The sequence below is a fragment of the Flavobacterium sp. genome, from assembly GCF_044341185.1.
GTDB lineage: Bacteria > Bacteroidota > Bacteroidia > Flavobacteriales > Flavobacteriaceae > Flavobacterium.
In genome coordinates this window covers 1-20,966 of the sequence record NZ_JBIISE010000017.1, presented here as the reverse complement: position 1 = coordinate 20,966, position 20,966 = coordinate 1, and the positions used below count along the sequence as shown (strand labels likewise).

The window sequence follows — 20,966 nt, the reverse complement described above, 5'->3', positions numbered from 1 at the left end:
AAGATATGGCACGTTCATTAAAAAAAGGACCATTTGTACACTTTAAATTAGAGAAAAAAGTACAAGAGAATATAGAAGGTGGTAATAAAAATGTTGTGAAGACTTGGTCTAGAGCATCTATGATTATTCCAGATTTTGTAGGACAAACTATCGCTGTTCACAATGGCCGTCAATTTGTTCCAGTTTATGTAACTGAGAATATGGTTGGTCATAAATTAGGAGAATTCTCACCAACAAGATCTTTTAGAGGTCACGCGGGTGCGAAAAATAAAGGTAAAAAATAAGAAGTCATGGGAGTTCGTAAAAGAGAAGCAGCTGACGCAAGAAAAGAAGCTAATAAGCAAATTGCGTTTGCAAAGTTAAATAACTGCCCTTCTTCACCAAGAAAAATGCGCTTAGTTGCGGATCAAGTAAGAGGTCAGAAGGTAGAAAATGCTCTTAATATATTAAGATTCAGTCCAAAAGAAGCTTCAAAAAAATTAGAGAAATTAGTTTTATCAGCTATCGCCAATTGGTCAGCTAAAAACGAAGGATCTAGTATGGAAGACGCTGGCTTATTTATTAAAGAGATTAGAGTTGATGGTGGTATGATGTTAAAAAGATTACGTCCTGCACCTCAAGGTAGAGCACACAGAATTAGAAAACGTTCTAATCACGTAACCGTGGTTTTAGGAGCTATCAATAACACACAAAGTAATTAATTAACAGTATGGGACAAAAGACAAATCCAATTGGAAACAGACTTGGTATCATCAGAGGATGGGACTCAAACTGGTATGGTGGAAATGATTACGGTGATAAAATCGCCGAAGATTATAAAATCAGAAAGTATATCCATGCACGTTTAACGAAAGCTAGTGTATCAAAAATAATTATCGAGAGAACTTTAAAACTTGTAACCGTTACTATCACTACTGCTAGACCTGGTATTATTATCGGAAAAGGCGGACAAGAGGTAGACAAGTTAAAAGAAGAACTTAAGAAAATTACAGATAAGGAAATTCAAATCAACATTTTCGAAATCAAAAGACCTGAATTAGATGCTTACTTAGTCGGTAACTCTATTGCTCGTCAAATCGAAAGTCGTATTTCTTACAGAAGAGCTATCAAAATGGCTATAGCAGCAGCAATGAGAATGAACGCAGAAGGAATTAAGGTTCTTATTTCTGGTCGTTTAAATGGTGCAGAGATGGCGCGTTCTGAAGGTTTCAAAGAAGGAAGAATTCCATTATCAACTTTCAGAGCAGACATTGATTATGCATTATCTGAAGCACATACTACTTATGGTAGAATGGGTATCAAAGTATGGATAATGAAGGGCGAAGTTTATGGTAAAAGAGATTTATCTCCATTAGTAGGTATGGACAAAAAAGGTCCAAAATCTTCTGAAAGAGGTGGTTTTGATTTAAAAGGAAAAGGCGGTAAACCAGCTCCACGCAAAAGAAAGTAATTTTTTAAATTAAAGACAAAATGTTACAACCTAAAAGAACAAAATATCGTAAGGTACAAAAGGGAAGAATGAAAGGGAACTCTCAAAGAGGGCACATCCTTTCAAATGGAATGTTTGGTATTAAATCTATGGATTCTTCTTTTATCACGTCTCGTCAAATTGAAGCATCTCGTATTGCTGCAACTCGTTACATGAAAAGAGAGGGTCAATTATGGATTAAAATATTTCCAGACAAACCTATTACAAAGAAACCACTTGAGGTACGTATGGGTAAAGGAAAAGGAGCAGTCGAATATTGGGCTGCTGTTGTAAAACCAGGAAAAATTATGTTTGAAGTAGGTGGAGTGCCTATCTCTGTAGCTAAAGAGGCTTTACGTCTTGCAGCACAAAAACTTCCTGTAAAAACTAAGTTTATCGTTGCTAGAGATTTCGAAGCATAATAAAAATTAATTATGAAACAATCTGAAATAAAAAATCTATCTGTAGCTGACTTACAAGCAAAGCTTGTTCAGGTAAAGAAAACGTATAACGACCTTAAAATGGCTCATGCTATTTCTCCAATCGAGAATCCGCTTCAAATGAGAACATTAAGAAGATCAGTGGCAAGAATTGCAACTGAAATTACTAAAAGAGAGTTACAATAATTGTATTCTGCTGAAAGATGGAAAAAAGAAATTTAAGAAAAGAAAGAGTTGGTGTTGTTACTAGTAATAAAATGGATAAATCTATTGTTATTTCAGAAACAAAAAGAGTAAAACACCCTATGTATGGTAAGTTCGTGTTAAAAACTAAGAAATATGTTGCACACGACGAAACAAACGACTGTAATATTGGTGATACTGTAAGAATTAGCGAAACGCGTCCTTTAAGTAAAACGAAATGTTGGAGATTAGTTGAAATCATTGAAAGAGCTAAGTAATTATGGTACAACAAGAATCAAGATTAAAAGTAGCAGATAACACGGGAGCAAAAGAAGTTTTAACTATCCGTGTTCTAGGTGGAACGAAACGTCGTTACGCATCTGTAGGTGATAAAATTGTAGTTTCAATAAAAGATGCCGCTCCTAACAGTAATGTTAAAAAAGGATCTGTTTCAACTGCAGTTGTAATACGTACCAAAAAAGAAGTGAGAAGAGCCGATGGTTCATACATTAGATTTGATGATAACGCTTGTGTGTTATTAAATGCTGGTGGTGAAATGAGAGGTACTCGTGTTTTTGGTCCAGTAGCTAGAGAACTTCGTGAAAAACAATTCATGAAAATTGTATCATTAGCACCTGAGGTGCTTTAATTCTCAAAGAAATGATGAAAATTAAAATAAAATCAGGTGACCTAGTAAGAGTTAATGCTGGTGATCATAAAGGACAAGAAGGTAAAGTTTTACGTGTAATTCGCGATAAAAACAAAGCCGTTGTGGAAGGATTAAACATGGTTTCAAAACATACGAAGCCAAGTGCAAAAAGCCCACAAGGTGGAATCGTGAAAAAAGAAGCTCCTATTCATATTTCTAATTTAGCATTAGTAGACTCTAAAACAAAGGAGACTTCTAAAGTAGGATTTAGAATGGATGGAGAAACAAAAGTAAGATTTTCAAAAAAATCTAATCAAGTTATATAGTTATGGGATACTTACCAAGACTAAAGGAAGAATATAAAAGCAGAATAGTTGCTGCTTTGAAAGAAGAATTTGGTTACAAAAATGTAATGCAAGTTCCAAAATTGGAAAAAATTGTTATTAGCCGTGGTGTTGGTGCTGCTGTGTCTGACAAAAAATTAGTAGATTACGCTGTTGATGAGTTAACTAAAATTACTGGTCAAAAAGCAGTTGCTACTATTTCTAAGAAAGACGTTGCATCATTTAAACTGAGAAAAGGTATGCCAATTGGTGCTAAAGTAACTTTACGTGGAGAAAGAATGTATGAGTTTTTAGATAGACTTATTACATCATCTTTACCTCGTGTTAGAGATTTTAGTGGAATTAAATCTACAGGATTTGATGGAAGAGGTAATTACAACCTAGGAGTTTTAGAACAAATCATTTTTCCTGAAATTGATATTGATAAAGTAAACAAAATTTCTGGAATGGATATTACTTTTGTTACTTCTGCTCAAACAGATAAAGAAGCAAAATCATTATTAACTGAATTAGGTTTACCTTTCAAAAAGAACTAAGTTATGGCTAAAGAATCAATGAAAGCCCGTGAGGTTAAAAGACAAGCTGTTGTAGATAAATATGCTGAAAAAAGAAAAGCTTTGAAAAAAGCTGGAGATTATGATGCATTACAAAAATTACCTAAAAACGCTTCGCCAATTCGTTTACACAATCGTTGTAAATTAACTGGTAGACCAAGAGGGTATATGCGTCAATTTGGTCTTTCACGTGTAACATTCCGTGAAATGGCAAATCAAGGTTTAATACCTGGAGTTAAAAAAGCTTCTTGGTAATCTCGCAAAAAGTTATTACTTTTGCAAACCAAAAAATAATTTTAATTGATTAAAGGTTCAGGAAGCGAGTGCTTCCTGAAAACCATAATCGCAAATCTATACATATGTATACAGATCCAATTGCAGATTATCTTACTAGAGTAAGAAATGCAGCTAGAGTAAATCACAAAGTGGTTGAAATTCCTGCTTCGAACTTGAAAAAAGAAATCACAAAGATTTTATTCGATCAAGGATATATCTTAAGTTACAAGTTTGAAGATTCTACCGTACAAGGTACTATCAAAATTGCTTTAAAGTATGATAAAGATACTAAAGAGTCAGTAATTAAAGATATCCAAAGAATTAGTAAACCAGGTTTACGTAAGTACGCAAGTTCTACTAACATCCCAAGAATTTTAAATGGTTTAGGTATTGCTATCGTGTCAACTTCTAAAGGAGTTATGACTGGTAAAATGGCTAAGCAGTTAAATGTAGGTGGTGAAGTAATTTGTTACGTATACTAATTTTAAAGACTATATAAGATGTCAAGAATAGGTAAAAATCCAATTGCAATTCCAGCAGGAGTAACTGTAGAAGTGAAAGATGCTGTAGTTACAGTAAAAGGAAAATTAGGCGAGCTTACTCAGGAATATTCTGATGTAACGATCAAAATTGAAGATAACAATGTTATCGTTGAACGTGAAACAGATCATAAGAATGAGAGAGCGAAACACGGACTTTATCGTTCATTAATCAATAACATGATTATTGGAGTAGCAGAAGGTTTCACAAAACAATTAGAATTAGTTGGAGTAGGATATAGAGCATCAAACCAAGGGCAAAAATTAGATCTAGCTTTAGGTTTTTCTCACAATATAGTACTTGAAGTAGTTTCTGAAGTAAGTGTTGAAACAATCTCAGAAAAAGGTAAAAATCCGATAGTGAAATTAACTTCATTTGACAAACAATTATTAGGACAGGTTGCTGCTAAAATCAGAGCTTTCCGTAAACCAGAACCTTACAAAGGTAAAGGGGTTAAGTTTGTTGGTGAGGAAGTAAGAAGAAAAGCAGGTAAATCAGCTTAAAATATAAAGTTATGTCATTAACAAAATCTGAAAGAAGACAAAGAATACAGTTCAGAATCAGAAAGACTGTAAGCGGAACTGCTGCTCAACCTAGACTTTCTGTTTTTAGAAGTAATAAGGAAATCTATGCGCAAATCATAGATGATGTAAACGGTGTTACTTTAGTTGCTGCTTCATCGAGAGATAAAGGAGTATCTAAAGGTACTAAAATCGAAACTGCAAATGCAGTTGGTAAATTGATCGCTGAAAAAGCGCTTAAAGCTGGTGTTTCTACTATCGCTTTTGATAGAGGAGGAAACTTATACCATGGACGTGTAAAATCGTTAGCTGAAGGAGCTAGAGAAGCGGGACTTAAATTCTAATAAGGTATGTATCACAATTATAAAAACGTAGAATTAGTGAAACCAGCAGGTCTTGAATTAAAAGATCGTTTGGTTAGTGTTAATCGTGTTACTAAAGTAACTAAAGGTGGTAGAGCTTTTGGTTTTTCAGCTATTGTTGTAGTTGGAGATGAAAACGGAGTAGTAGGTCACGGTTTAGGAAAATCTAAAGATGTTTCTGAAGCAATTGCGAAAGCAGTGGAAGATGCTAAGAAAAATTTAGTAAAAATTCCTTTAAGTGGACAATCTGTTCCTCATGAGCAAAAAGGTAAATTTGGTGGTGCAAGAGTATTCTTAATGCCAGCTTCACACGGTACAGGAGTTATCGCTGGTGGTGCTGTACGTGCGGTATTAGAATCAGTTGGTGTACACGATGTATTATCTAAATCTCAAGGTTCATCGAATCCTCACAACGTAGTAAAAGCAACTTTTGATGCTTTGTTACAAATGAGAAGTGCTCTTACAGTTGCAAAACAAAGAGGAGTATCTTTAGATAAAGTATTTAAAGGATAAATCAAGGAGATATGAAAATTTTAGTAAAACAAGTTAGAAGTAAAATCAACTGTCCATTAGACCAAAAGAGAACATTAATCGCTCTTGGTATAAAAAAAATGGGTCAAGTTGTTGAGCACGATGCAAGTCCTGCTGTCCTTGGAATGGTAAATAAAGTTAAACACTTAGTTTCTGTAGAAGAAACTAAATAACAATACATGTTATGAATTTAAGTAATTTACAACCAGCAGAAGGTTCTGTTCACAACCAAAACAAAAGAGTAGGTAGAGGTGAAGGATCTGGTAAAGGTGGTACCTCAACAAGAGGACACAAAGGAGCCAAATCTCGTTCTGGTTATTCAAAGAAAATTGGTTTTGAAGGAGGTCAAATGCCTCTTCAACGAAGAGTACCAAAATTTGGTTTCAAAAACATCAATAGAGTAGAATATCAAGGTATTAATCTTGATACTTTACAAGGTTTAGTAGAAAATGGTGTTATCTCAGAAACTGTAGATTTTACAGTATTTGTAGACACACGTTTGGCTACTAAAAATAGCTTAGTAAAGATTTTAGGAAGAGGTGAGCTAAAAACAAAATTAAAAGTTAGTGCTCACAAATTTACTGCAACTGCAAAAGCGGCTATCGAAGCTGCTGGAGGAGAAGTAGTAATTCTTTAATTATCATCACTATGAAGAAATTTATAGAATCATTTATCAATGTTTGGAAAATAGAAGAACTAAAAAACAAAATTTTAGTTACTCTTGGAATATTACTTGTGTACCGTTTTGGATCACAAGTAACATTGCCAGGTATTGATTCAACAAAATTGCAAAGTCTTTCTAATCAAACAGAAGGTGGAATTGGTTGGTTAATCAATGTGTTTACTGGTGGTGCTTTCTCGGAAGCTTCTATCTTTGCATTGGGTATTATGCCATACATCTCTGCATCGATTGTAGTTCAATTAATGGGAATTGCTATTCCTTATTTACAAAAACTTCAAAAAGATGGTGAAAGTGGTAGAAAAACACTTAACCAAATTACACGTTGGTTAACAATTGCAATTACATTGGTTCAAGGGCCAGGTTATATTTTTAATTTAAAACAAACCTTACCTGCTGAAGCATTTGTAAATCCTGATTTCTTTACTTTCTTCCCTTTATTTGGGTCCGTATTAATCATCGTTTCGGGAACTATTTTCGCAATGTGGTTAGGAGAAAGAATTACAGAAAAAGGAATTGGTAACGGGATATCGTTATTAATTATGGTAGGAATTTTAGCTAGAATGCCTGAAGCATTTATGCAAGAATTTGCAACTGCAATTAACAATGGTGGACCAATGAAAATCATTATTGAAGTAATTATTTGGTTATTAGTTATTATAGCTACAATATTATTAGTAATGGCTTTAAGAAAAGTTCAGGTTCAATACGCAAGAAGATCAGTTTCTGGTGATTTCGAATCGGATTCAATGGACGATAACAGACAATTTATCCCATTAAAATTGAATTCCGCAGGTGTTATGCCAATTATTTTTGCGCAAGCAATTATGTTCATACCTGCTGCATTAGCCGGATTATCTAAGTCGGACACGGCTCTAAGCATTTCAAATATGTTTAAAGACCCATTTGGTTTAGTTTATAATGTAGTTTTTGCTTTATTAATTGTTATTTTTACGTATTTTTACACCGCTATTACGGTACCAACAAATAAAATGGCAGATGATTTAAAGAGAAGTGGAGGTTTCATTCCAGGTATTAAACCAGGTGCTGAAACAGGAGATTTCTTAGATAAGTTAATGTCGCTAATCACATTTCCAGGTTCATTATTCTTGGCTTTAATTGCAGTGTTCCCTGCTATTATCCATGGATTGTTAGATGTTCAAGGTGCATGGGCTTACTTTTATGGCGGTACTTCGTTAATTATTATGGTCGGAGTTGCAATCGATACGATTCAACAAATCAATTCATATTTGTTAAACAAACATTATGATGGTTTAATGAAAAGTGGTAAAAATAGAAAAGCTGTCGCTTAATTAATTATGGCAAAACAATCAGCAATAGAACAAGACGGAAGCATTGTAGAAGCATTATCTAATGCAATGTTTCGAGTGGAATTAGAAAACGGACATGTTGTAATTGCTCACATCTCAGGTAAAATGCGTATGCATTACATTAAGTTGTTACCAGGAGACAAGGTTAAACTTGAAATGAGCCCTTATGATTTGTCTAAAGCTAGAATTACTTATAGATATTAAATAAGCAATAGGCGATACGCAGTGAGCAATAAGCTTAAAGCATAAAGCATATAGCATAAAGCAAATTAAGATGAAAGTAAGAGCATCAGTTAAAAAAAGAAGCGCAGAATGTATTATCGTGCGTAGAAAAGGAAGATTATACGTTATTAACAAAAAGAATCCTAGATTTAAACAAAGACAAGGATAATTATGGCAAGAATAGCAGGGGTTGATATCCCAAAAAACAAAAGAGGAGTTATCGCTTTAACATACATTTTTGGTATGGGTAAAAGTAGAGCTATTGAGGTTTTAGAAAAAGCCAAAGTAAGCCAAGATAAAAAAGTATCTGATTGGAATGATGACGAAATCGGAGCAATCCGTGAAGCGGTTTCATCATTTAAAATCGAAGGTGAATTACGTTCAGAAATTACATTAAACATCAAACGTTTAATGGATATCGGATGTCAAAGAGGTATACGCCACAGAGCGGGATTACCTTTAAGAGGTCAAAGAACGAAAAACAACTCGAGAACAAGAAAAGGTAAAAGAAAAACTGTTGCGAACAAGAAAAAAGCAACTAAATAGTAAATAATATGGCTAAGGCAACTGCAAAAAAACGTAAAGTTATCGTTGAGTCTTCTGGAGAAGCACATATTAGTGCTACTTTTAACAACATCATCATTTCGTTAACAAACAAAAAAGGTGAAGTTATTTCTTGGTCGTCAGCTGGTAAAATGGGTTTCAGAGGTTCTAAAAAGAACACTCCTTACGCTGCCCAAATGGCCGCTGAAGATTGTGGAAAAGTAGCTCTTGAAGCTGGACTTAAAAAAGTAAAAGTTTACGTTAAAGGTCCAGGAAATGGTAGAGAATCTGCTATTAGATCAATCCATAACAGTGGAATTGAAGTAACTGAAATTATTGATGTTACTCCAATGCCTCACAATGGATGTCGTCCTCCAAAGAGAAGAAGAGTATAACAATTAGTATAAAACAAAGGTAGGAATTTAGATTATCGAAGGAAAGACCTTAATTCATAATCCCTACCTTAAATTAAAATTTGTAAAATGGCAAGATATACTGGTCCAAAAACAAGAATCGCCCGTAAGTTTGGTGAAGCAATTTTCGGAGAAGATAAAGCTTTCGAAAGAAGAAATTATCCTCCTGGTCAACATGGTTTGGCAAAAAGAAGAGGTAAAAAATCTGAATATGCTGTCCAGTTAATGGAAAAGCAAAAAGCAAAATATACCTATGGTATTTTAGAGCGTCAGTTCAGAAATTTATTTGAAAAAGCAGCTGCTGCTTCTGGTGTAACAGGTGAAATCTTGTTACAACTTTGTGAAGCTCGTTTAGATAATGTAGTATACAGAATGGGTATTGCACCTACTCGTAGATCTGCACGTCAATTCGTTTCTCACAGACATATCACAGTAAATGGTGAATTGGTAAATGTACCTTCTTACCACTTAAAACCTGGCGATGTTGTTGCAGTTCGTGAAAAATCTAAATCTCTTGAAGCAATTGAAAGCTCTTTAGCTAACAATTCTGCTGTATATGAGTGGATTACTTGGAATAATGATACGAAACAAGGTACGTTTGTAACGGTTCCTCAAAGACTTCAAATTCCAGAAAATATTAAAGAGCAACTAATCGTTGAGTTGTATAACAAATAATAATTGACATTAGTCGAAGATATGGCAATATTTAATTTTCAAAAGCCCGATAAAGTTATCATGATCGATTCAACCGATTTTGAAGGTAAATTCGAATTTAGACCTTTAGAACCTGGTTACGGATTGACAGTTGGTAACGCTTTAAGAAGAGTTTTACTTTCTGCATTAGAAGGTTTTGCTATTACATCTGTAAGAATAGAAGGTGTTGAACATGAATTTTCAACAATTTCTGGTGTAGTAGAAGATGTAACTGAAATTATCTTAAATCTTAAACAAGTACGTTTTAAACGTCAAATTGAAGATGTAGATAACGAATCAGTTTCTATCTCTCTTTCTGGTAAAGATCAAATTACAGCTGGTGACTTCCAAAAATTTATTTCTGGTTTTCAAGTTTTAAATCCAGATTTAGTAATTTGTAATTTAGACAGCAAAACAACTATCAACATGGAACTTTCTATCGAAAAAGGTAGAGGATATGTTCCTGCTGAAGAAAATAAAAAACCAAATGCTCCTATTGGAACAATTTTTACAGACTCTATTTATACGCCTGTAAAAAATGTGAAGTATTCTATTGAAAACTTCCGTGTTGAACAAAAAACAGATTATGAAAAATTAGTTTTCGAAATCAAAACTGATGGTTCAATTAATCCTAAAGATGCATTAACAGAAGCAGCTAAAACGTTGATTCACCATTTTATGTTGTTTTCTGACGAAAGAATCACTCTTGAGGCTGACGAAATTGCTCAAACTGAATCGTATGATGAAGAATCATTACATATGAGACAACTATTGAAAACTAAATTAGTTGATATGGATTTATCAGTAAGAGCTTTAAACTGCTTAAAAGCCGCTGAAGTTGATACATTAGGAGACTTAGTTTCTTTCAACAAAAACGATTTAATGAAATTCCGTAATTTCGGTAAAAAATCTCTAACTGAATTAGATGAGTTAGTGGCGAATAAAAACCTTACCTTCGGAATGGATTTAGCAAAATACAAATTAGATAAAGAATAATTCATTCATATTTTGCTCTCCAAAGCGGATTGATGCAAGATGAAGATAAAATAATTACGTCATGAGACACGGAAAAAAATTCAATCATTTAAGTAGACAAACAGGTCATAGAAAAGCAATGCTTGCTAACATGGCATGTTCTCTAATTGAACACAAGCGTATTAATACTACTGTTGCTAAAGCAAAAGCTTTAAAACAATTTATTGAGCCTCTTGTAACAAAATCAAAAGAAGATACAACGCACAACAGACGTATTTGTTTTTCTTATTTAAGAAGTAAATATGCTGTAACAGAATTGTTCAGAGAAGTGGCTGATAAAGTAGCGGATCGTCCAGGAGGTTATACTCGTATTATTAAGTTAGGAAACCGTTTAGGGGATAACGCTGATATGGCTATGATTGAACTAGTAGATTTTAACACTATTTATTCAACTGCTAAAAAAGAAGTTAAAAAAGCATCTACTCGTAGAGGTAAATCTAAAAAAGCAGATGATACTGTAGTGGAAACTCCTGCTGCTGAATCAACTGATACAACAGAAGCTTCTGAATAATCATGAAACGATTGATTTAAAATAATTAAAAAAGGATAAACAAATTTTTGTTTATCCTTTTTTTTTATAAATACTATAACGTAATTTTGCAATATAAATAAGGTAGCTCAAAATTTGATGCTTATCTCTTTTTTTAAAACTACAACAACTGATGAAATACAACAACAAACAACAAGCAGTTCTTTTACTAAAAGACGGAACTATTTTTTACGGAAAATCAATTGGAATTTCAGGTACAACTTTTGGTGAAATCGCATTTAATACAGGAACAACTGGCTATCAAGAAATATTTACAGATCCTTCCTATTATGGGCAAATTATGGTTACAACCAATGCGCATATTGGAAATTATGGTGTAAATACAAAAGAAGTGGAATCAGATTCAGTTAAAATTTCTGGTTTAGTTTGTAAAAATTTTAGTATGAACTATTCTCGAGAAGATGCGTCTGAAAGTTTGTATGCTTATCTTGAAAAGCAAAATCTAATTGTGATTTCAGATGTTGATACTCGTGCTTTAGTTAGTTATATTAGAGATAATGGCGCTATGAATGCTATTATTTCTTCTGATGGAACTTCAATAGAGGATTTAAAATTAAAATTAGAACAAGCGCCTAATATGGAAGGTTTAGATTTAGCCTCTGTGGTTTCGACTAAAGAACCTTATTTTTTCGGAAATGAGAATGCTACCTATAAAATTGCTGCTTTAGATTTAGGAATCAAAACAAATATTTTAAGAAATTTAGCAAAACGTGATTGTTATATTAAAGTGTATCCATTTAATGCTACTTTTAACGAAATGAAAGCATTTAATCCTGATGGATATTTCTTATCTAATGGTCCTGGAGATCCAGATCCATTAGCATCTGCTCAAGAAGTAGCAAGAAATATTTTAGCTGAAAATAAACCATTATTTGGAATTTGTTTAGGTCATCAAGTAATTGCTTTAGCAAATGGTATTTCTACGTATAAAATGTTTAACGGGCATAGAGGAATAAATCATCCTGTAAAAAATCTTACAACAGGAAAAGGCGAAATTACTTCACAAAATCACGGTTTTGCTGTTAATAAAGAAGAATTAGAAAATCATCCTGATTTTGAATTAACACATGTTCATCTAAATGACGGAACCGTTGCAGGTATGAAAATGAAATCAAAAAACTGTTTTTCAGTACAATATCATCCAGAAGCAAGTCCTGGACCTCATGATTCTAGTTATTTATTTGATGATTTTATCGCAAACATAAAAACTTCTAAAAACTAAAACGTTATCGTTTATAAGTTTTATTATAATTACGAAATTCGAAAAAAAATATATTTAACTTTGTTAAGTTAATAATAAAGAATTTAAAAAATAATTAAATATGAGCATAATAATTAAAGTTCACGCAAGACAAATATTAGATTCAAGAGGTAATCCTACTGTTGAAGTGGATGTAATTACAGAAAATGGAATTTTAGGAAGAGCAGCAGTTCCATCTGGTGCTTCTACTGGCGAACATGAAGCTGTTGAATTACGTGACGGCGGAAAAGCTTATATGGGCAAAGGTGTTTTGAAAGCTGTTGAAAATGTAAATGCAACTATAGCTTCAGAATTGGTAGGAATGTCAGTTTTTGAACAAAACGCTATCGATAAAATGATGATTGAATTAGACGGGACGCCTAATAAATCTAATTTAGGAGCAAATGCTATTTTAGGTGTTTCTCTAGCTGTAGCGAAAGCTGCTGCAAACGAATTAGGAATGCCTTTATATAGATATGTTGGTGGTGTTTCAGGAAATACGTTGCCAGTTCCAATGATGAATATTATCAATGGTGGTTCGCACTCTGATGCTCCAATTGCATTCCAAGAATTCATGATTATACCTGTAAAAGCTTCTTCATTTACTCATGCGATGCAAATGGGAACTGAGATTTTTCATAATCTAAAAAAAGTATTACACGATAGAAATTTATCAACAGCTGTAGGTGATGAAGGAGGTTTTGCACCAAATTTAGCAGGCGGAACAGAAGATGCATTAGATACGATTAAATTAGCAGTTGAGAAAGCGGGATATTCTTTTGGAGATGATGTTATGATTGCTTTAGATTGTGCAGCTTCTGAATTTTATGTAGATGGAAAATATGATTATACAAAGTTTGAAGGTGCTGGTGGAAAAATTAGAACGTCTGAAGAACAAGCAAATTATTTAGCTGAATTGGCTTCGAAATATCCAATTATTTCTATTGAAGACGGAATGTATGAAGACGATTGGAAAGGTTGGAAATATTTAACCGATAAAATTGGTAGTAAAGTACAATTAGTTGGTGACGATTTATTTGTTACAAACGTAGAAAGACTTTCTCGTGGTATCAAAGAAGGAATTGCCAATTCAATTTTAATTAAAGTAAACCAAATTGGTACGTTATCTGAAACTATTGCGGCTGTTAATATGGCGCATAATGCCGGATATACTTCAGTGATGAGTCACCGTTCTGGAGAAACAGAAGATAATACCATTGCAGATTTGGCAGTAGCATTAAACTGTGGACAAATTAAAACCGGTTCGGCTTCTCGTTCAGATCGTATGGCAAAATACAATCAGTTATTACGTATTGAAGAAGAATTAAACGAAGTAGCTTACTTTCCAGGCGCAAATGCTTTTAAAGTAAAATAATACTTTTATACGGAATTCGCTTCAGTAACTCACAAATTTCTTAATCATCACACCTATTTGGACTTAAAAAACCAATTAGGTGTTTTTTTTGTAAAATTTTTAACTTTTTTCCTCAGAATTATTAAAGCTATATTTAGCTATTTTATTATTAGTTAGAAAAGTTTCTCAGCTTCATTATTTACTATAAATTTTATATATACCTATTGTGCAATTTATCTATGCATAAATTTTAAAATTCAAGAAATAATTATTAAATTCGCAACTAAGATTATTATACTTACAAAATATACATATTATCATGTCGAAAAATGCAATTATAGAAATTAATGGTAACAAATTTGAACTTCCTGTTATGGTCGGAAGCGAAAATGAAACTGCAATTGATATTAGTAAATTAAGAGATTTATCAGGTGCTATAACTTACGATCCAGGATATAAAAATTCAGGTGTTTGTAAAAGTGATATCACGTTTCTTGATGGTGAAGAAGGAATTTTAAGATACCGTGGGTATTCAATTGAAGACTTAGCGGATAAGGCAAATTTTTTAGAGGTTTCATACTTAGTAATCTTCGGTGAATTACCAACAAAAGAACAATTGTCAGATTTTGAAACTAACATCCGAAAATATACTTTAGTTAATGAAGAAATGAAAAACATCATTGATGGTTTTCCAAAAACAGCTCACCCTATGGGCGTTTTATCTGCATTAACAAGTGCACTTACTGCTTTTAATCCAAAAGTAGTAAATGTTGAAAACGAAAAAGAAATGTATGAAGCCATTTGTAAAACTATGGGTAAATTCTTAGTTTTAGCAACTTGGACATACAGAAAAAGCATGGGATTCCCATTAAATTATTACGACAATACTATTGGTTATGTAGATAATTTTATGCAATTAATGTTTAAATTACCTACAGGGCCATACAATGTAAATCCAACAGTAGTAGCTGCTTTAGATAAATTATTTATTTTACATGCAGATCATGAGCAAAACTGTTCTACTTCTACAGTTCGTATGGTAGGTTCTTCACATGCCGGATTATTTGCTTCAATTTCTGCTGGGGTTTCAGCACTTTGGGGTCCATTACACGGTGGTGCAAATCAAGCAGTATTGGAAATGTTAGAAGCCATTCAAAAAGATGGTGGTGATGCAGATAAATATTTAGCAAAGGCAAAAGATAAAAATGACGAATTCCGTTTAATGGGATTTGGACATAGAGTATATAAAAATTTCGATCCGAGAGCAAAAATCATTAAAAAAGCGGCAGATGAAGTCTTAGCAGAATTAGGAGTAAACGATCCAATATTAGCTATTGCTAAAAAATTAGAAGAATCTGCTTTAGTAGATCCGTATTTCGTAGAAAGAAAATTATATCCAAATGTTGACTTCTATTCAGGTATTATTTACCGTGCATTAGGAATTCCTACAGATATGTTTACGGTTTTATTCGCAATTGGTCGTTTACCAGGATGGATTGCACAATGGAAAGAAATGCGTGTTAATAAAGAACCAATTGGTCGTCCAAGACAAGTATATACAGGTCATCCTTTGAGAGACTTTGTAAAGTTTGAAGACAGAAAATAAAATTAAAAGTCCCGATTATTCGGGACTTTTTTATTTTCAACTTATTTATAATTTCTAAGAAGTCGTTTACGAGTAAAATTTGAGTTTCTTAAAGTTTCTCTTACTTTATTCATTAAAAATACATTGCGAATTGCCGTCTTTGCGATGAATTCAAAAATATATACGTTTTTACTTGACATCGCCTATCTCACATTCGTATATTTGCAATCGGTTTAAAATGCATTAACTTTTAAACCCTAAACTTTTAAACTCAAAATATGAAATTATCACACTTCCAGTTTAATTTGCCAGAAGAATTATTAGCTGAATTTCCTTCAGAAAACAGAGATGAATCTCGTTTAATGGTGATTCACAGAAAAACAGGTGAAATTGAACATAAGATGTTTAAAGATATTATTGACTATTTTGATGACGGTGATGTAATGGTGTTAAATAATTCTAAGGTTTTTCCAGCTCGTTTGTATGGTAACAAAGAAAAAACAGGCGCAAGAATTGAAGTTTTCTTATTAAGAGAATTAAATGCGGAACAACGTTTATGGGATGTATTAGTAGATCCAGCTCGTAAAATTAGAATTGGAAATAAATTATATTTTGGTGATGACGATTCGTTAGTTGCCGAAGTTATTGATAATACAACTTCACGTGGAAGAACATTACGTTTTTTATACGATGGATCGTATGAAGAGTTTAGAGAAAAATTAATTGAATTAGGAGAAACACCAATTCCAAAATATATTAATCGTGAAGTTACTCCAGAAGATGCGGAGCGTTACCAAACTATTTATGCAAAAGAAGAAGGTTCTGTAGCAGCACCAACTGCCGGTTTACATTTTTCTAAACATTTAATGAAACGTTTGGAAATCAAAGGAATTAATTTTGCTGAAGTTACTTTACATGTAGGTTTAGGTACTTTTAATCCTGTTGAAGTAGAAGATTTATCTAAACATAAAATGGATTCTGAAGAAATGGTAGTCACACAAGAAGCATGTGATATTATCAACGGTGCAAGAGCAAAAAAAAATAAAGTTTGTTGTATTGGAACTACTTCTATGCGTGCTATGGAAAGTACAGTTTCTTCAATGCGAACGTTAAATCCATATTCAGGATGGACAAATAAATTTATTTATCCACCCTATGACTTTAGTTTAGCTGATGCGATGGTTTCCAATTTTCATACACCAAAATCAACTTTATTAATGATGGTTTCTGCCTTTTGTGGACATGATTTAATGAAAAAAGCATACGAAATTGCCATAAAAGAAAAATATAATTTTTATTCTTATGGTGATGCGATGTTAATTTTATAATCAAATTAAATTATTGATTGTCTGAAACAATTTTGATTCTTAAAATATTAACCCAACATTTAGTTGGGTTTTTTATATCTTATTTTTTTGTTACTTTTACGCTTTAAAACCTACTAAAAATGAACTTTCAAAATACTAAAGAATTCGCAATAAGCTTAGATGCTCAAGATGAATTAAAATCGTATAAAAACGAATTTTATTTTCCACAACATAACAATAAAAATGTAATTTATTTTACAGGAAACTCATTAGGTTTACAACCAAAAATCACCAAAAAATATGTTGATGATATTATGGATGATTGGGCAAATATGGCTGTAGAAGGTCATTTTTATTCAGAAAAACCATGGTGGGATTATCATGAAAGATTTTGCGAACCATTATCAAAAATTGTTGGAGCTAAACCTTCAGAAGTTGGTGTAATGAATACATTAACTGTGAATTTGCATTTGCTTTTTGTTTCTTTTTATCAACCAAAAGGCAAGAGAATTAAAATTTTATGCGAAGAAAAAGCATTTCCTTCCGATCAATATATGTTGCAAAGTCAAGTGAAATTTCATGGTTTTGATCCAGAGGATGCAATTGTTGAAATCAAAAGAAGAGAAGGTGAATTAACAACCCGTCCTGAAGATATTTTAGCAAAAATTGAAGAACTTGGAGACGAGTTAGCACTTGTTTTTATAGGTGGAGTTAACTATTATACAGGTCAAGTTTTCGACATGAAAACCATCACAGCAGCTGGACATAAAACTGGAGCACTTGTAGGTTGGGATTTAGCACATGCTGCAGGAAATATTGAATTAAATTTACACGATTGGGATGTAGATTTCGCCGCATGGTGTAGTTATAAATATATGAATTCAGGACCAGGAAATGCTTCTGGATATTTTGTACACGAAAAACATCATACTAACAAAGATTTAGATCGATTTGCAGGTTGGTACGGGCATAATAAATCACGTCGATTTTTAATGGAACCTAATTTTGATGCTGTTGAAGGTGCAAATGGCTGGCAAGTTAGTAATTTACCTGTTTTATCTTTAGCACCCTATTTAGCAACAGTCGAAATGTTTGTCCAAGTAGGTATGGAAAAGTTAATTGCGAAAAGAAATAAAATCACTTCTTATTTAGAATTTATTCTGCATGAAATCGATAAGGAAATTCCACAAGCAAATTTCGAAGTTATAACACCTTCTAATCAATCCGAAAGGGGTTGTCAGTTATCAGTATATTTACACGGGCAAGGCAAAGAATTATTCACTTATTTAATGCAAAATGGAGTAATTACAGATTGGCGTGAGCCTAATGTTATTCGTTTAGCACCTGTTCCATTTTATACATCTTTTGAAGACATTTATAATTTTGGACAAATTTTGAAAAAAGGAATAATAAAATAGAATATCCAAAATGAATAAACAACAAAAAATAGAAAATTTCGATCCGTCTCAACCTGGTTTAGCAGATGCTACCGTTTTTGGATTACCATTTACAGCCCAAGAATCTGAAATTATTATTATTCCTGTGCCTTGGGAAGTTACAGTGAGTTATGGTGCGGGTACTTCTGAAGGTCCTGCAGCTATTTTTGATGCTTCTTTTCAGGTAGATTTATTGCATCAAGATTTTCCAGAATTATGGAAATTAGGTATTTATATGGACGATGCGCCTGAAGATTGGGCAAAAAACTCTGAAAAATATAAAAACTTAGCGCAACCTATTATTGAAGCTCTCGAAAATGGTGAAGATGTAGAAACGTTTCCAGCTTTACATGAAGACTTACATAAAATAAATAAAGCATGTAGAACGCTTCATTCTGAAGTGAAAGAAAAAGTATTATTTTGGCAAAATAAAGGAAAAAAAGTAGCGCTTTTAGGTGGAGATCACAGTACGCCTCTTGGTTATTATGAAGCTTTAGCTACAAAACACGACAGTTTTGGTATCCTGCATTTAGATGCTCATATGGATTTACGTTTAGCTTATGAAGGATTTACCTATTCTCATGCTTCAATAATGTATAATACCTTACAAATTCCTCAAGTATCAAAAATTGTACAAGTCGGAATTAGAGATTTTTGCGACCAAGAAGTAAATATAGTAAGGGAAGCCAAAGGTAGAGTTATTGTTCATACAGATGCAGATATGAAAGCGAAAGCGTTTGAAGGACAAACTTGGAAACAACAATGTGAAGAAATCATTTCGCAGTTACCCCAAAAAGTTACTATTTCATTTGATATTGATGGAATGTATTCATGGTATTGTCCAAATACAGGAACGCCTGTTCCAGGAGGTTTTTCATTTGAACAAGCTACTTATTTATTTAATTTATTAGCTCAGTCAGATAAAGAAATAATTGGTTTTGACTTAGTGGAAGTAGCGCCTGGAGAAAATGACGATTGGGATGGAAATGTGGGTGCAAGAATGTTATTTCATATGTGTGGAATTCTTGCGAAATCACAAAAACTAAACGTCGGTAACCGAGTTCAATTTTAATAATAAAAATATATTTATTTTTAACTACATAAGTAGTACAATGTATATGTCAAATCAAACACCAAAAAAAATTGCAATAGTAGGTTCCGGATTAGTGGGAACTTTATTAGGAATTTATTTAAGAAAACGAGGTCATGCCGTTCATATTTACGACAGAAGTCCGGATATTCGAAAAATGAATTTTTCAGGGCGTTCTATTAATCTTGTTTTGTCTAATAGAGGTGTGAAAGCGTTACGCGATGTAGGTTTGGATCAAGAAGTTTTAAGTATAGGTATTCCTGTTGAAAAACGAGCCATTCACACAGAAAAAGACACTGTTAATGAACAATATTATGGAAAAGATGGCGAAGTAATTTATTCGATTTCAAGAGGTTTACTGAATAAAAAAATGGTCGATTTAGCTGAAAAAGCTGGAGTCGTTTTTTTCTTTGAAGAAAAAGTTTGGGATGTCGATTTGACCACTGCAACGATTTCTATAGGTGATTCTGAAAAAGGCGAGTGGACAACACATGATTATGATATTACTTTTGGAGCCGATGGGGCTTTTTCTCGAATCAGACATAAAATGCAACGACAAAGCATGTTTAATTATTCGCAAGAATTTTTAAATATAGGCTACAAAGAATTAAATATCCCTGCCAACCCAGATGGCACACATAAATTAGATAAAAAATCATTGCATATTTGGCCTCGAGGGAATTTTATGTTAATGGCATTAGCCAATTTAGATGGCAGTTTTACCTGTACACTTTTTATGCCGCATGATGGTGAAAATTCATTCGAATCCATTAAAAGCAAGGAACAATTGGTTGGTTTCTTTGCGAATCACTTTCCTGATACAAAAGAAGTTATTCCAAATTTAGTAGAAGATTTCTTTAAAAATCCAACAAGTTATTTAGTAACCATGAAGTGTTTTCCTTGGACATTTAGCGATAAAGTGGCGCTCATTGGTGATGCTTGTCATGCGATTGTTCCTTTTTACGGGCATGGTATGAATGCGGGCTTTGAAGATATTACCGTTTTAGAGGAAATGTTTGAAAAATATGGTGATGATTGGGCTAATTTACTAAACGATTACGAAAATTCTCGAAAACCAAATGCTGATGCAATTGCCGAACTTTCATATAGAAACTTTATGGAAATGAGTTCAAAAACAGCAGATGCCAATTTCTTATTACAAAAGAAAATAGAAAAATGGTTTTCAGACAAACACCCTCAGTTGTGGGTTCCGTTATATTCTCGTGTTACGTTTAGTCACCAGCCCTACTCAGAAGCGTTAGCAATTGGAGATAGACAAAACGAAATCATGCAAGAAGTATTGAAAATGGAAAACATTGACCAAATTTGGAACAGTCAAGTTGTTGAAAATAAAATTATTGAACTTCTAAAAAAGTAATTTTTTTATAGTGAAATGAATAAATTTAGCTTCAGATAGTTTTTTTGAAACATAATATTGTTCTGATTTTATTAAAACAAAACCAAAACAGAAAAACTTTACAATCTCTTAACATAAGAAGTGTTTTAATTATTTAATTTTTATTGAATAATTGTTAAATAATCTCAAAAAACATTGAAAATAATTTTACTAAATCTCTTTTTTGGTATGATTGTTGCATATTTTCAAAAAGTTAATGTAAA

The 20,966-nt window shown here is 32.8% G+C and carries 31 protein-coding genes; all 31 read left to right on the top strand.

The window, feature by feature from the left end:
• The first annotated feature begins 5 nt into the window (after positions 1-5).
• The 31 genes from rpsS to ACIQZ1_RS05080 all read left to right on the top strand — a co-directional run bounded on the left by rpsS (position 6) and on the right by ACIQZ1_RS05080 (position 20,724).
• On the top strand, positions 6-284 hold the full coding sequence (gene rpsS, locus ACIQZ1_RS05230; protein ID WP_091314356.1) for a 30S ribosomal protein S19: 279 nt from the start codon (positions 6-8) through the stop codon (positions 282-284).
• 6 nt (positions 285-290) lie between these two features.
• Entirely contained in the window at positions 291-701 is a 411-nt protein-coding gene (rplV, locus tag ACIQZ1_RS05225; RefSeq protein ID WP_091314353.1) for a 50S ribosomal protein L22, read from the top strand.
• Positions 702-709: 8 nt separating this feature from the next.
• Entirely contained in the window at positions 710-1,450 is a 741-nt protein-coding gene (rpsC, locus tag ACIQZ1_RS05220; RefSeq protein WP_396159695.1) for a 30S ribosomal protein S3, read from the top strand.
• Positions 1,451-1,470: 20 nt separating this feature from the next.
• Positions 1,471-1,890: a 50S ribosomal protein L16 gene (rplP, locus tag ACIQZ1_RS05215; protein ID WP_291241490.1), complete on the top strand. Its 420-nt coding sequence runs from the start codon at positions 1,471-1,473 to the stop codon at positions 1,888-1,890.
• Positions 1,891-1,902: 12 nt separating this feature from the next.
• Complete coding sequence (gene rpmC, locus ACIQZ1_RS05210; protein WP_291241489.1) at positions 1,903-2,094, top strand: 50S ribosomal protein L29; 192 nt, start codon at positions 1,903-1,905, stop codon at positions 2,092-2,094.
• Between the two features lie 17 nt (positions 2,095-2,111).
• Entirely contained in the window at positions 2,112-2,369 is a 258-nt protein-coding gene (gene rpsQ / locus ACIQZ1_RS05205) for a 30S ribosomal protein S17 (protein ID WP_291241488.1), read from the top strand.
• 2 nt (positions 2,370-2,371) lie between these two features.
• Positions 2,372-2,740: a 50S ribosomal protein L14 gene (gene rplN, locus ACIQZ1_RS05200; protein WP_091314332.1), complete on the top strand. Its 369-nt coding sequence runs from the start codon at positions 2,372-2,374 to the stop codon at positions 2,738-2,740.
• A gap of 11 nt (positions 2,741-2,751) precedes the next feature.
• Positions 2,752-3,066 carry a 50S ribosomal protein L24 gene (rplX, locus tag ACIQZ1_RS05195; protein WP_091314328.1) on the top strand — a complete coding sequence of 105 codons (315 nt, stop codon included), beginning with the start codon at positions 2,752-2,754 and terminating at the stop codon, positions 3,064-3,066.
• A 2-nt stretch (positions 3,067-3,068) separates the two neighbouring features.
• On the top strand, positions 3,069-3,620 hold the full coding sequence (gene rplE, locus ACIQZ1_RS05190; protein ID WP_396159692.1) for a 50S ribosomal protein L5: 552 nt from the start codon (positions 3,069-3,071) through the stop codon (positions 3,618-3,620).
• 3 nt (positions 3,621-3,623) lie between these two features.
• Positions 3,624-3,893 carry a 30S ribosomal protein S14 gene (gene rpsN / locus ACIQZ1_RS05185; protein ID WP_396159691.1) on the top strand — a complete coding sequence of 90 codons (270 nt, stop codon included), beginning with the start codon at positions 3,624-3,626 and terminating at the stop codon, positions 3,891-3,893.
• A 104-nt stretch (positions 3,894-3,997) separates the two neighbouring features.
• Positions 3,998-4,396 carry a 30S ribosomal protein S8 gene (rpsH, locus tag ACIQZ1_RS05180; RefSeq protein ID WP_166125942.1) on the top strand — a complete coding sequence of 133 codons (399 nt, stop codon included), beginning with the start codon at positions 3,998-4,000 and terminating at the stop codon, positions 4,394-4,396.
• A gap of 18 nt (positions 4,397-4,414) precedes the next feature.
• On the top strand, positions 4,415-4,957 hold the full coding sequence (rplF, locus tag ACIQZ1_RS05175) for a 50S ribosomal protein L6 (protein ID WP_396159689.1): 543 nt from the start codon (positions 4,415-4,417) through the stop codon (positions 4,955-4,957).
• An 11-nt stretch (positions 4,958-4,968) separates the two neighbouring features.
• Positions 4,969-5,319 (top strand): 50S ribosomal protein L18, encoded by a 351-nt coding sequence (rplR, locus tag ACIQZ1_RS05170; protein WP_396159686.1) that lies wholly within the window; start codon positions 4,969-4,971, stop codon positions 5,317-5,319.
• A 6-nt stretch (positions 5,320-5,325) separates the two neighbouring features.
• Positions 5,326-5,850, top strand: coding sequence for a 30S ribosomal protein S5 (gene rpsE / locus ACIQZ1_RS05165; RefSeq protein ID WP_396159684.1), 525 nt, complete (start codon positions 5,326-5,328; stop codon positions 5,848-5,850).
• A gap of 11 nt (positions 5,851-5,861) precedes the next feature.
• A complete protein-coding gene (gene rpmD, locus ACIQZ1_RS05160) occupies positions 5,862-6,041 on the top strand; it encodes a 50S ribosomal protein L30 (RefSeq protein ID WP_353146821.1) in 180 nt (59 codons plus the stop codon).
• Between the two features lie 11 nt (positions 6,042-6,052).
• Positions 6,053-6,505: a 50S ribosomal protein L15 gene (gene rplO / locus ACIQZ1_RS05155; protein ID WP_353170473.1), complete on the top strand. Its 453-nt coding sequence runs from the start codon at positions 6,053-6,055 to the stop codon at positions 6,503-6,505.
• A gap of 11 nt (positions 6,506-6,516) precedes the next feature.
• The gene (secY, locus tag ACIQZ1_RS05150; RefSeq protein ID WP_396159681.1) at positions 6,517-7,860 is read left to right on the top strand and encodes a preprotein translocase subunit SecY; all 1,344 of its coding nucleotides are present in this window, start codon (positions 6,517-6,519) and stop codon (positions 7,858-7,860) included.
• A gap of 6 nt (positions 7,861-7,866) precedes the next feature.
• Entirely contained in the window at positions 7,867-8,082 is a 216-nt protein-coding gene (gene infA / locus ACIQZ1_RS05145) for a translation initiation factor IF-1 (protein WP_091314296.1), read from the top strand.
• Between the two features lie 70 nt (positions 8,083-8,152).
• A complete protein-coding gene (gene ykgO / locus ACIQZ1_RS05140; RefSeq protein ID WP_002987490.1) occupies positions 8,153-8,269 on the top strand; it encodes a type B 50S ribosomal protein L36 in 117 nt (38 codons plus the stop codon).
• A gap of 2 nt (positions 8,270-8,271) precedes the next feature.
• On the top strand, positions 8,272-8,646 hold the full coding sequence (gene rpsM, locus ACIQZ1_RS05135; protein WP_291241481.1) for a 30S ribosomal protein S13: 375 nt from the start codon (positions 8,272-8,274) through the stop codon (positions 8,644-8,646).
• A gap of 8 nt (positions 8,647-8,654) precedes the next feature.
• Entirely contained in the window at positions 8,655-9,038 is a 384-nt protein-coding gene (gene rpsK, locus ACIQZ1_RS05130; RefSeq protein WP_091314282.1) for a 30S ribosomal protein S11, read from the top strand.
• A gap of 87 nt (positions 9,039-9,125) precedes the next feature.
• Positions 9,126-9,731, top strand: a complete 606-nt coding sequence (gene rpsD, locus ACIQZ1_RS05125) for a 30S ribosomal protein S4 (protein WP_353079293.1) — start codon at positions 9,126-9,128, stop codon at positions 9,729-9,731.
• A gap of 21 nt (positions 9,732-9,752) precedes the next feature.
• Positions 9,753-10,745 carry a DNA-directed RNA polymerase subunit alpha gene (locus tag ACIQZ1_RS05120; RefSeq protein WP_291241516.1) on the top strand — a complete coding sequence of 331 codons (993 nt, stop codon included), beginning with the start codon at positions 9,753-9,755 and terminating at the stop codon, positions 10,743-10,745.
• Positions 10,746-10,806: 61 nt separating this feature from the next.
• The gene (rplQ, locus tag ACIQZ1_RS05115) at positions 10,807-11,295 is read left to right on the top strand and encodes a 50S ribosomal protein L17 (RefSeq protein ID WP_396159678.1); all 489 of its coding nucleotides are present in this window, start codon (positions 10,807-10,809) and stop codon (positions 11,293-11,295) included.
• 151 nt (positions 11,296-11,446) lie between these two features.
• Positions 11,447-12,556 carry a glutamine-hydrolyzing carbamoyl-phosphate synthase small subunit gene (gene carA, locus ACIQZ1_RS05110; protein WP_396159676.1) on the top strand — a complete coding sequence of 370 codons (1,110 nt, stop codon included), beginning with the start codon at positions 11,447-11,449 and terminating at the stop codon, positions 12,554-12,556.
• Between the two features lie 100 nt (positions 12,557-12,656).
• Positions 12,657-13,949, top strand: a complete 1,293-nt coding sequence (eno, locus tag ACIQZ1_RS05105; RefSeq protein WP_396159674.1) for a phosphopyruvate hydratase — start codon at positions 12,657-12,659, stop codon at positions 13,947-13,949.
• 298 nt (positions 13,950-14,247) lie between these two features.
• Positions 14,248-15,534, top strand: a complete 1,287-nt coding sequence (locus ACIQZ1_RS05100; RefSeq protein ID WP_396159672.1) for a citrate synthase — start codon at positions 14,248-14,250, stop codon at positions 15,532-15,534.
• A 257-nt stretch (positions 15,535-15,791) separates the two neighbouring features.
• The gene (gene queA / locus ACIQZ1_RS05095) at positions 15,792-16,841 is read left to right on the top strand and encodes a tRNA preQ1(34) S-adenosylmethionine ribosyltransferase-isomerase QueA (protein ID WP_396159670.1); all 1,050 of its coding nucleotides are present in this window, start codon (positions 15,792-15,794) and stop codon (positions 16,839-16,841) included.
• Between the two features lie 119 nt (positions 16,842-16,960).
• Positions 16,961-18,238, top strand: coding sequence for a kynureninase (gene kynU, locus ACIQZ1_RS05090; RefSeq protein ID WP_396159667.1), 1,278 nt, complete (start codon positions 16,961-16,963; stop codon positions 18,236-18,238).
• A gap of 10 nt (positions 18,239-18,248) precedes the next feature.
• On the top strand, positions 18,249-19,328 hold the full coding sequence (locus ACIQZ1_RS05085) for an agmatinase family protein (protein WP_396159665.1): 1,080 nt from the start codon (positions 18,249-18,251) through the stop codon (positions 19,326-19,328).
• A 46-nt stretch (positions 19,329-19,374) separates the two neighbouring features.
• Positions 19,375-20,724: an FAD-dependent oxidoreductase gene (locus ACIQZ1_RS05080; RefSeq protein WP_396159664.1), complete on the top strand. Its 1,350-nt coding sequence runs from the start codon at positions 19,375-19,377 to the stop codon at positions 20,722-20,724.
• Positions 20,725-20,966 lie beyond the last annotated feature (242 nt).

Coding starts and splice junctions, on each gene's coding strand:
- rpsS (WP_091314356.1), top strand. CDS start 6: ATGGCACGTTCATTAAAAAAAGGACCATTTGTACACTTTAAATTAGAG.
- rplV (WP_091314353.1), top strand. CDS start 291: ATGGGAGTTCGTAAAAGAGAAGCAGCTGACGCAAGAAAAGAAGCTAAT.
- rpsC (WP_396159695.1), top strand. CDS start 710: ATGGGACAAAAGACAAATCCAATTGGAAACAGACTTGGTATCATCAGA.
- rplP (WP_291241490.1), top strand. CDS start 1,471: ATGTTACAACCTAAAAGAACAAAATATCGTAAGGTACAAAAGGGAAGA.
- rpmC (WP_291241489.1), top strand. CDS start 1,903: ATGAAACAATCTGAAATAAAAAATCTATCTGTAGCTGACTTACAAGCA.
- rpsQ (WP_291241488.1), top strand. CDS start 2,112: ATGGAAAAAAGAAATTTAAGAAAAGAAAGAGTTGGTGTTGTTACTAGT.
- rplN (WP_091314332.1), top strand. CDS start 2,372: ATGGTACAACAAGAATCAAGATTAAAAGTAGCAGATAACACGGGAGCA.
- rplX (WP_091314328.1), top strand. CDS start 2,752: ATGATGAAAATTAAAATAAAATCAGGTGACCTAGTAAGAGTTAATGCT.
- rplE (WP_396159692.1), top strand. CDS start 3,069: ATGGGATACTTACCAAGACTAAAGGAAGAATATAAAAGCAGAATAGTT.
- rpsN (WP_396159691.1), top strand. CDS start 3,624: ATGGCTAAAGAATCAATGAAAGCCCGTGAGGTTAAAAGACAAGCTGTT.
- rpsH (WP_166125942.1), top strand. CDS start 3,998: ATGTATACAGATCCAATTGCAGATTATCTTACTAGAGTAAGAAATGCA.
- rplF (WP_396159689.1), top strand. CDS start 4,415: ATGTCAAGAATAGGTAAAAATCCAATTGCAATTCCAGCAGGAGTAACT.
- rplR (WP_396159686.1), top strand. CDS start 4,969: ATGTCATTAACAAAATCTGAAAGAAGACAAAGAATACAGTTCAGAATC.
- rpsE (WP_396159684.1), top strand. CDS start 5,326: ATGTATCACAATTATAAAAACGTAGAATTAGTGAAACCAGCAGGTCTT.
- rpmD (WP_353146821.1), top strand. CDS start 5,862: ATGAAAATTTTAGTAAAACAAGTTAGAAGTAAAATCAACTGTCCATTA.
- rplO (WP_353170473.1), top strand. CDS start 6,053: ATGAATTTAAGTAATTTACAACCAGCAGAAGGTTCTGTTCACAACCAA.
- secY (WP_396159681.1), top strand. CDS start 6,517: ATGAAGAAATTTATAGAATCATTTATCAATGTTTGGAAAATAGAAGAA.
- infA (WP_091314296.1), top strand. CDS start 7,867: ATGGCAAAACAATCAGCAATAGAACAAGACGGAAGCATTGTAGAAGCA.
- ykgO (WP_002987490.1), top strand. CDS start 8,153: ATGAAAGTAAGAGCATCAGTTAAAAAAAGAAGCGCAGAATGTATTATC.
- rpsM (WP_291241481.1), top strand. CDS start 8,272: ATGGCAAGAATAGCAGGGGTTGATATCCCAAAAAACAAAAGAGGAGTT.
- rpsK (WP_091314282.1), top strand. CDS start 8,655: ATGGCTAAGGCAACTGCAAAAAAACGTAAAGTTATCGTTGAGTCTTCT.
- rpsD (WP_353079293.1), top strand. CDS start 9,126: ATGGCAAGATATACTGGTCCAAAAACAAGAATCGCCCGTAAGTTTGGT.
- ACIQZ1_RS05120 (WP_291241516.1), top strand. CDS start 9,753: ATGGCAATATTTAATTTTCAAAAGCCCGATAAAGTTATCATGATCGAT.
- rplQ (WP_396159678.1), top strand. CDS start 10,807: ATGAGACACGGAAAAAAATTCAATCATTTAAGTAGACAAACAGGTCAT.
- carA (WP_396159676.1), top strand. CDS start 11,447: ATGAAATACAACAACAAACAACAAGCAGTTCTTTTACTAAAAGACGGA.
- eno (WP_396159674.1), top strand. CDS start 12,657: ATGAGCATAATAATTAAAGTTCACGCAAGACAAATATTAGATTCAAGA.
- ACIQZ1_RS05100 (WP_396159672.1), top strand. CDS start 14,248: ATGTCGAAAAATGCAATTATAGAAATTAATGGTAACAAATTTGAACTT.
- queA (WP_396159670.1), top strand. CDS start 15,792: ATGAAATTATCACACTTCCAGTTTAATTTGCCAGAAGAATTATTAGCT.
- kynU (WP_396159667.1), top strand. CDS start 16,961: ATGAACTTTCAAAATACTAAAGAATTCGCAATAAGCTTAGATGCTCAA.
- ACIQZ1_RS05085 (WP_396159665.1), top strand. CDS start 18,249: ATGAATAAACAACAAAAAATAGAAAATTTCGATCCGTCTCAACCTGGT.
- ACIQZ1_RS05080 (WP_396159664.1), top strand. CDS start 19,375: ATGTCAAATCAAACACCAAAAAAAATTGCAATAGTAGGTTCCGGATTA.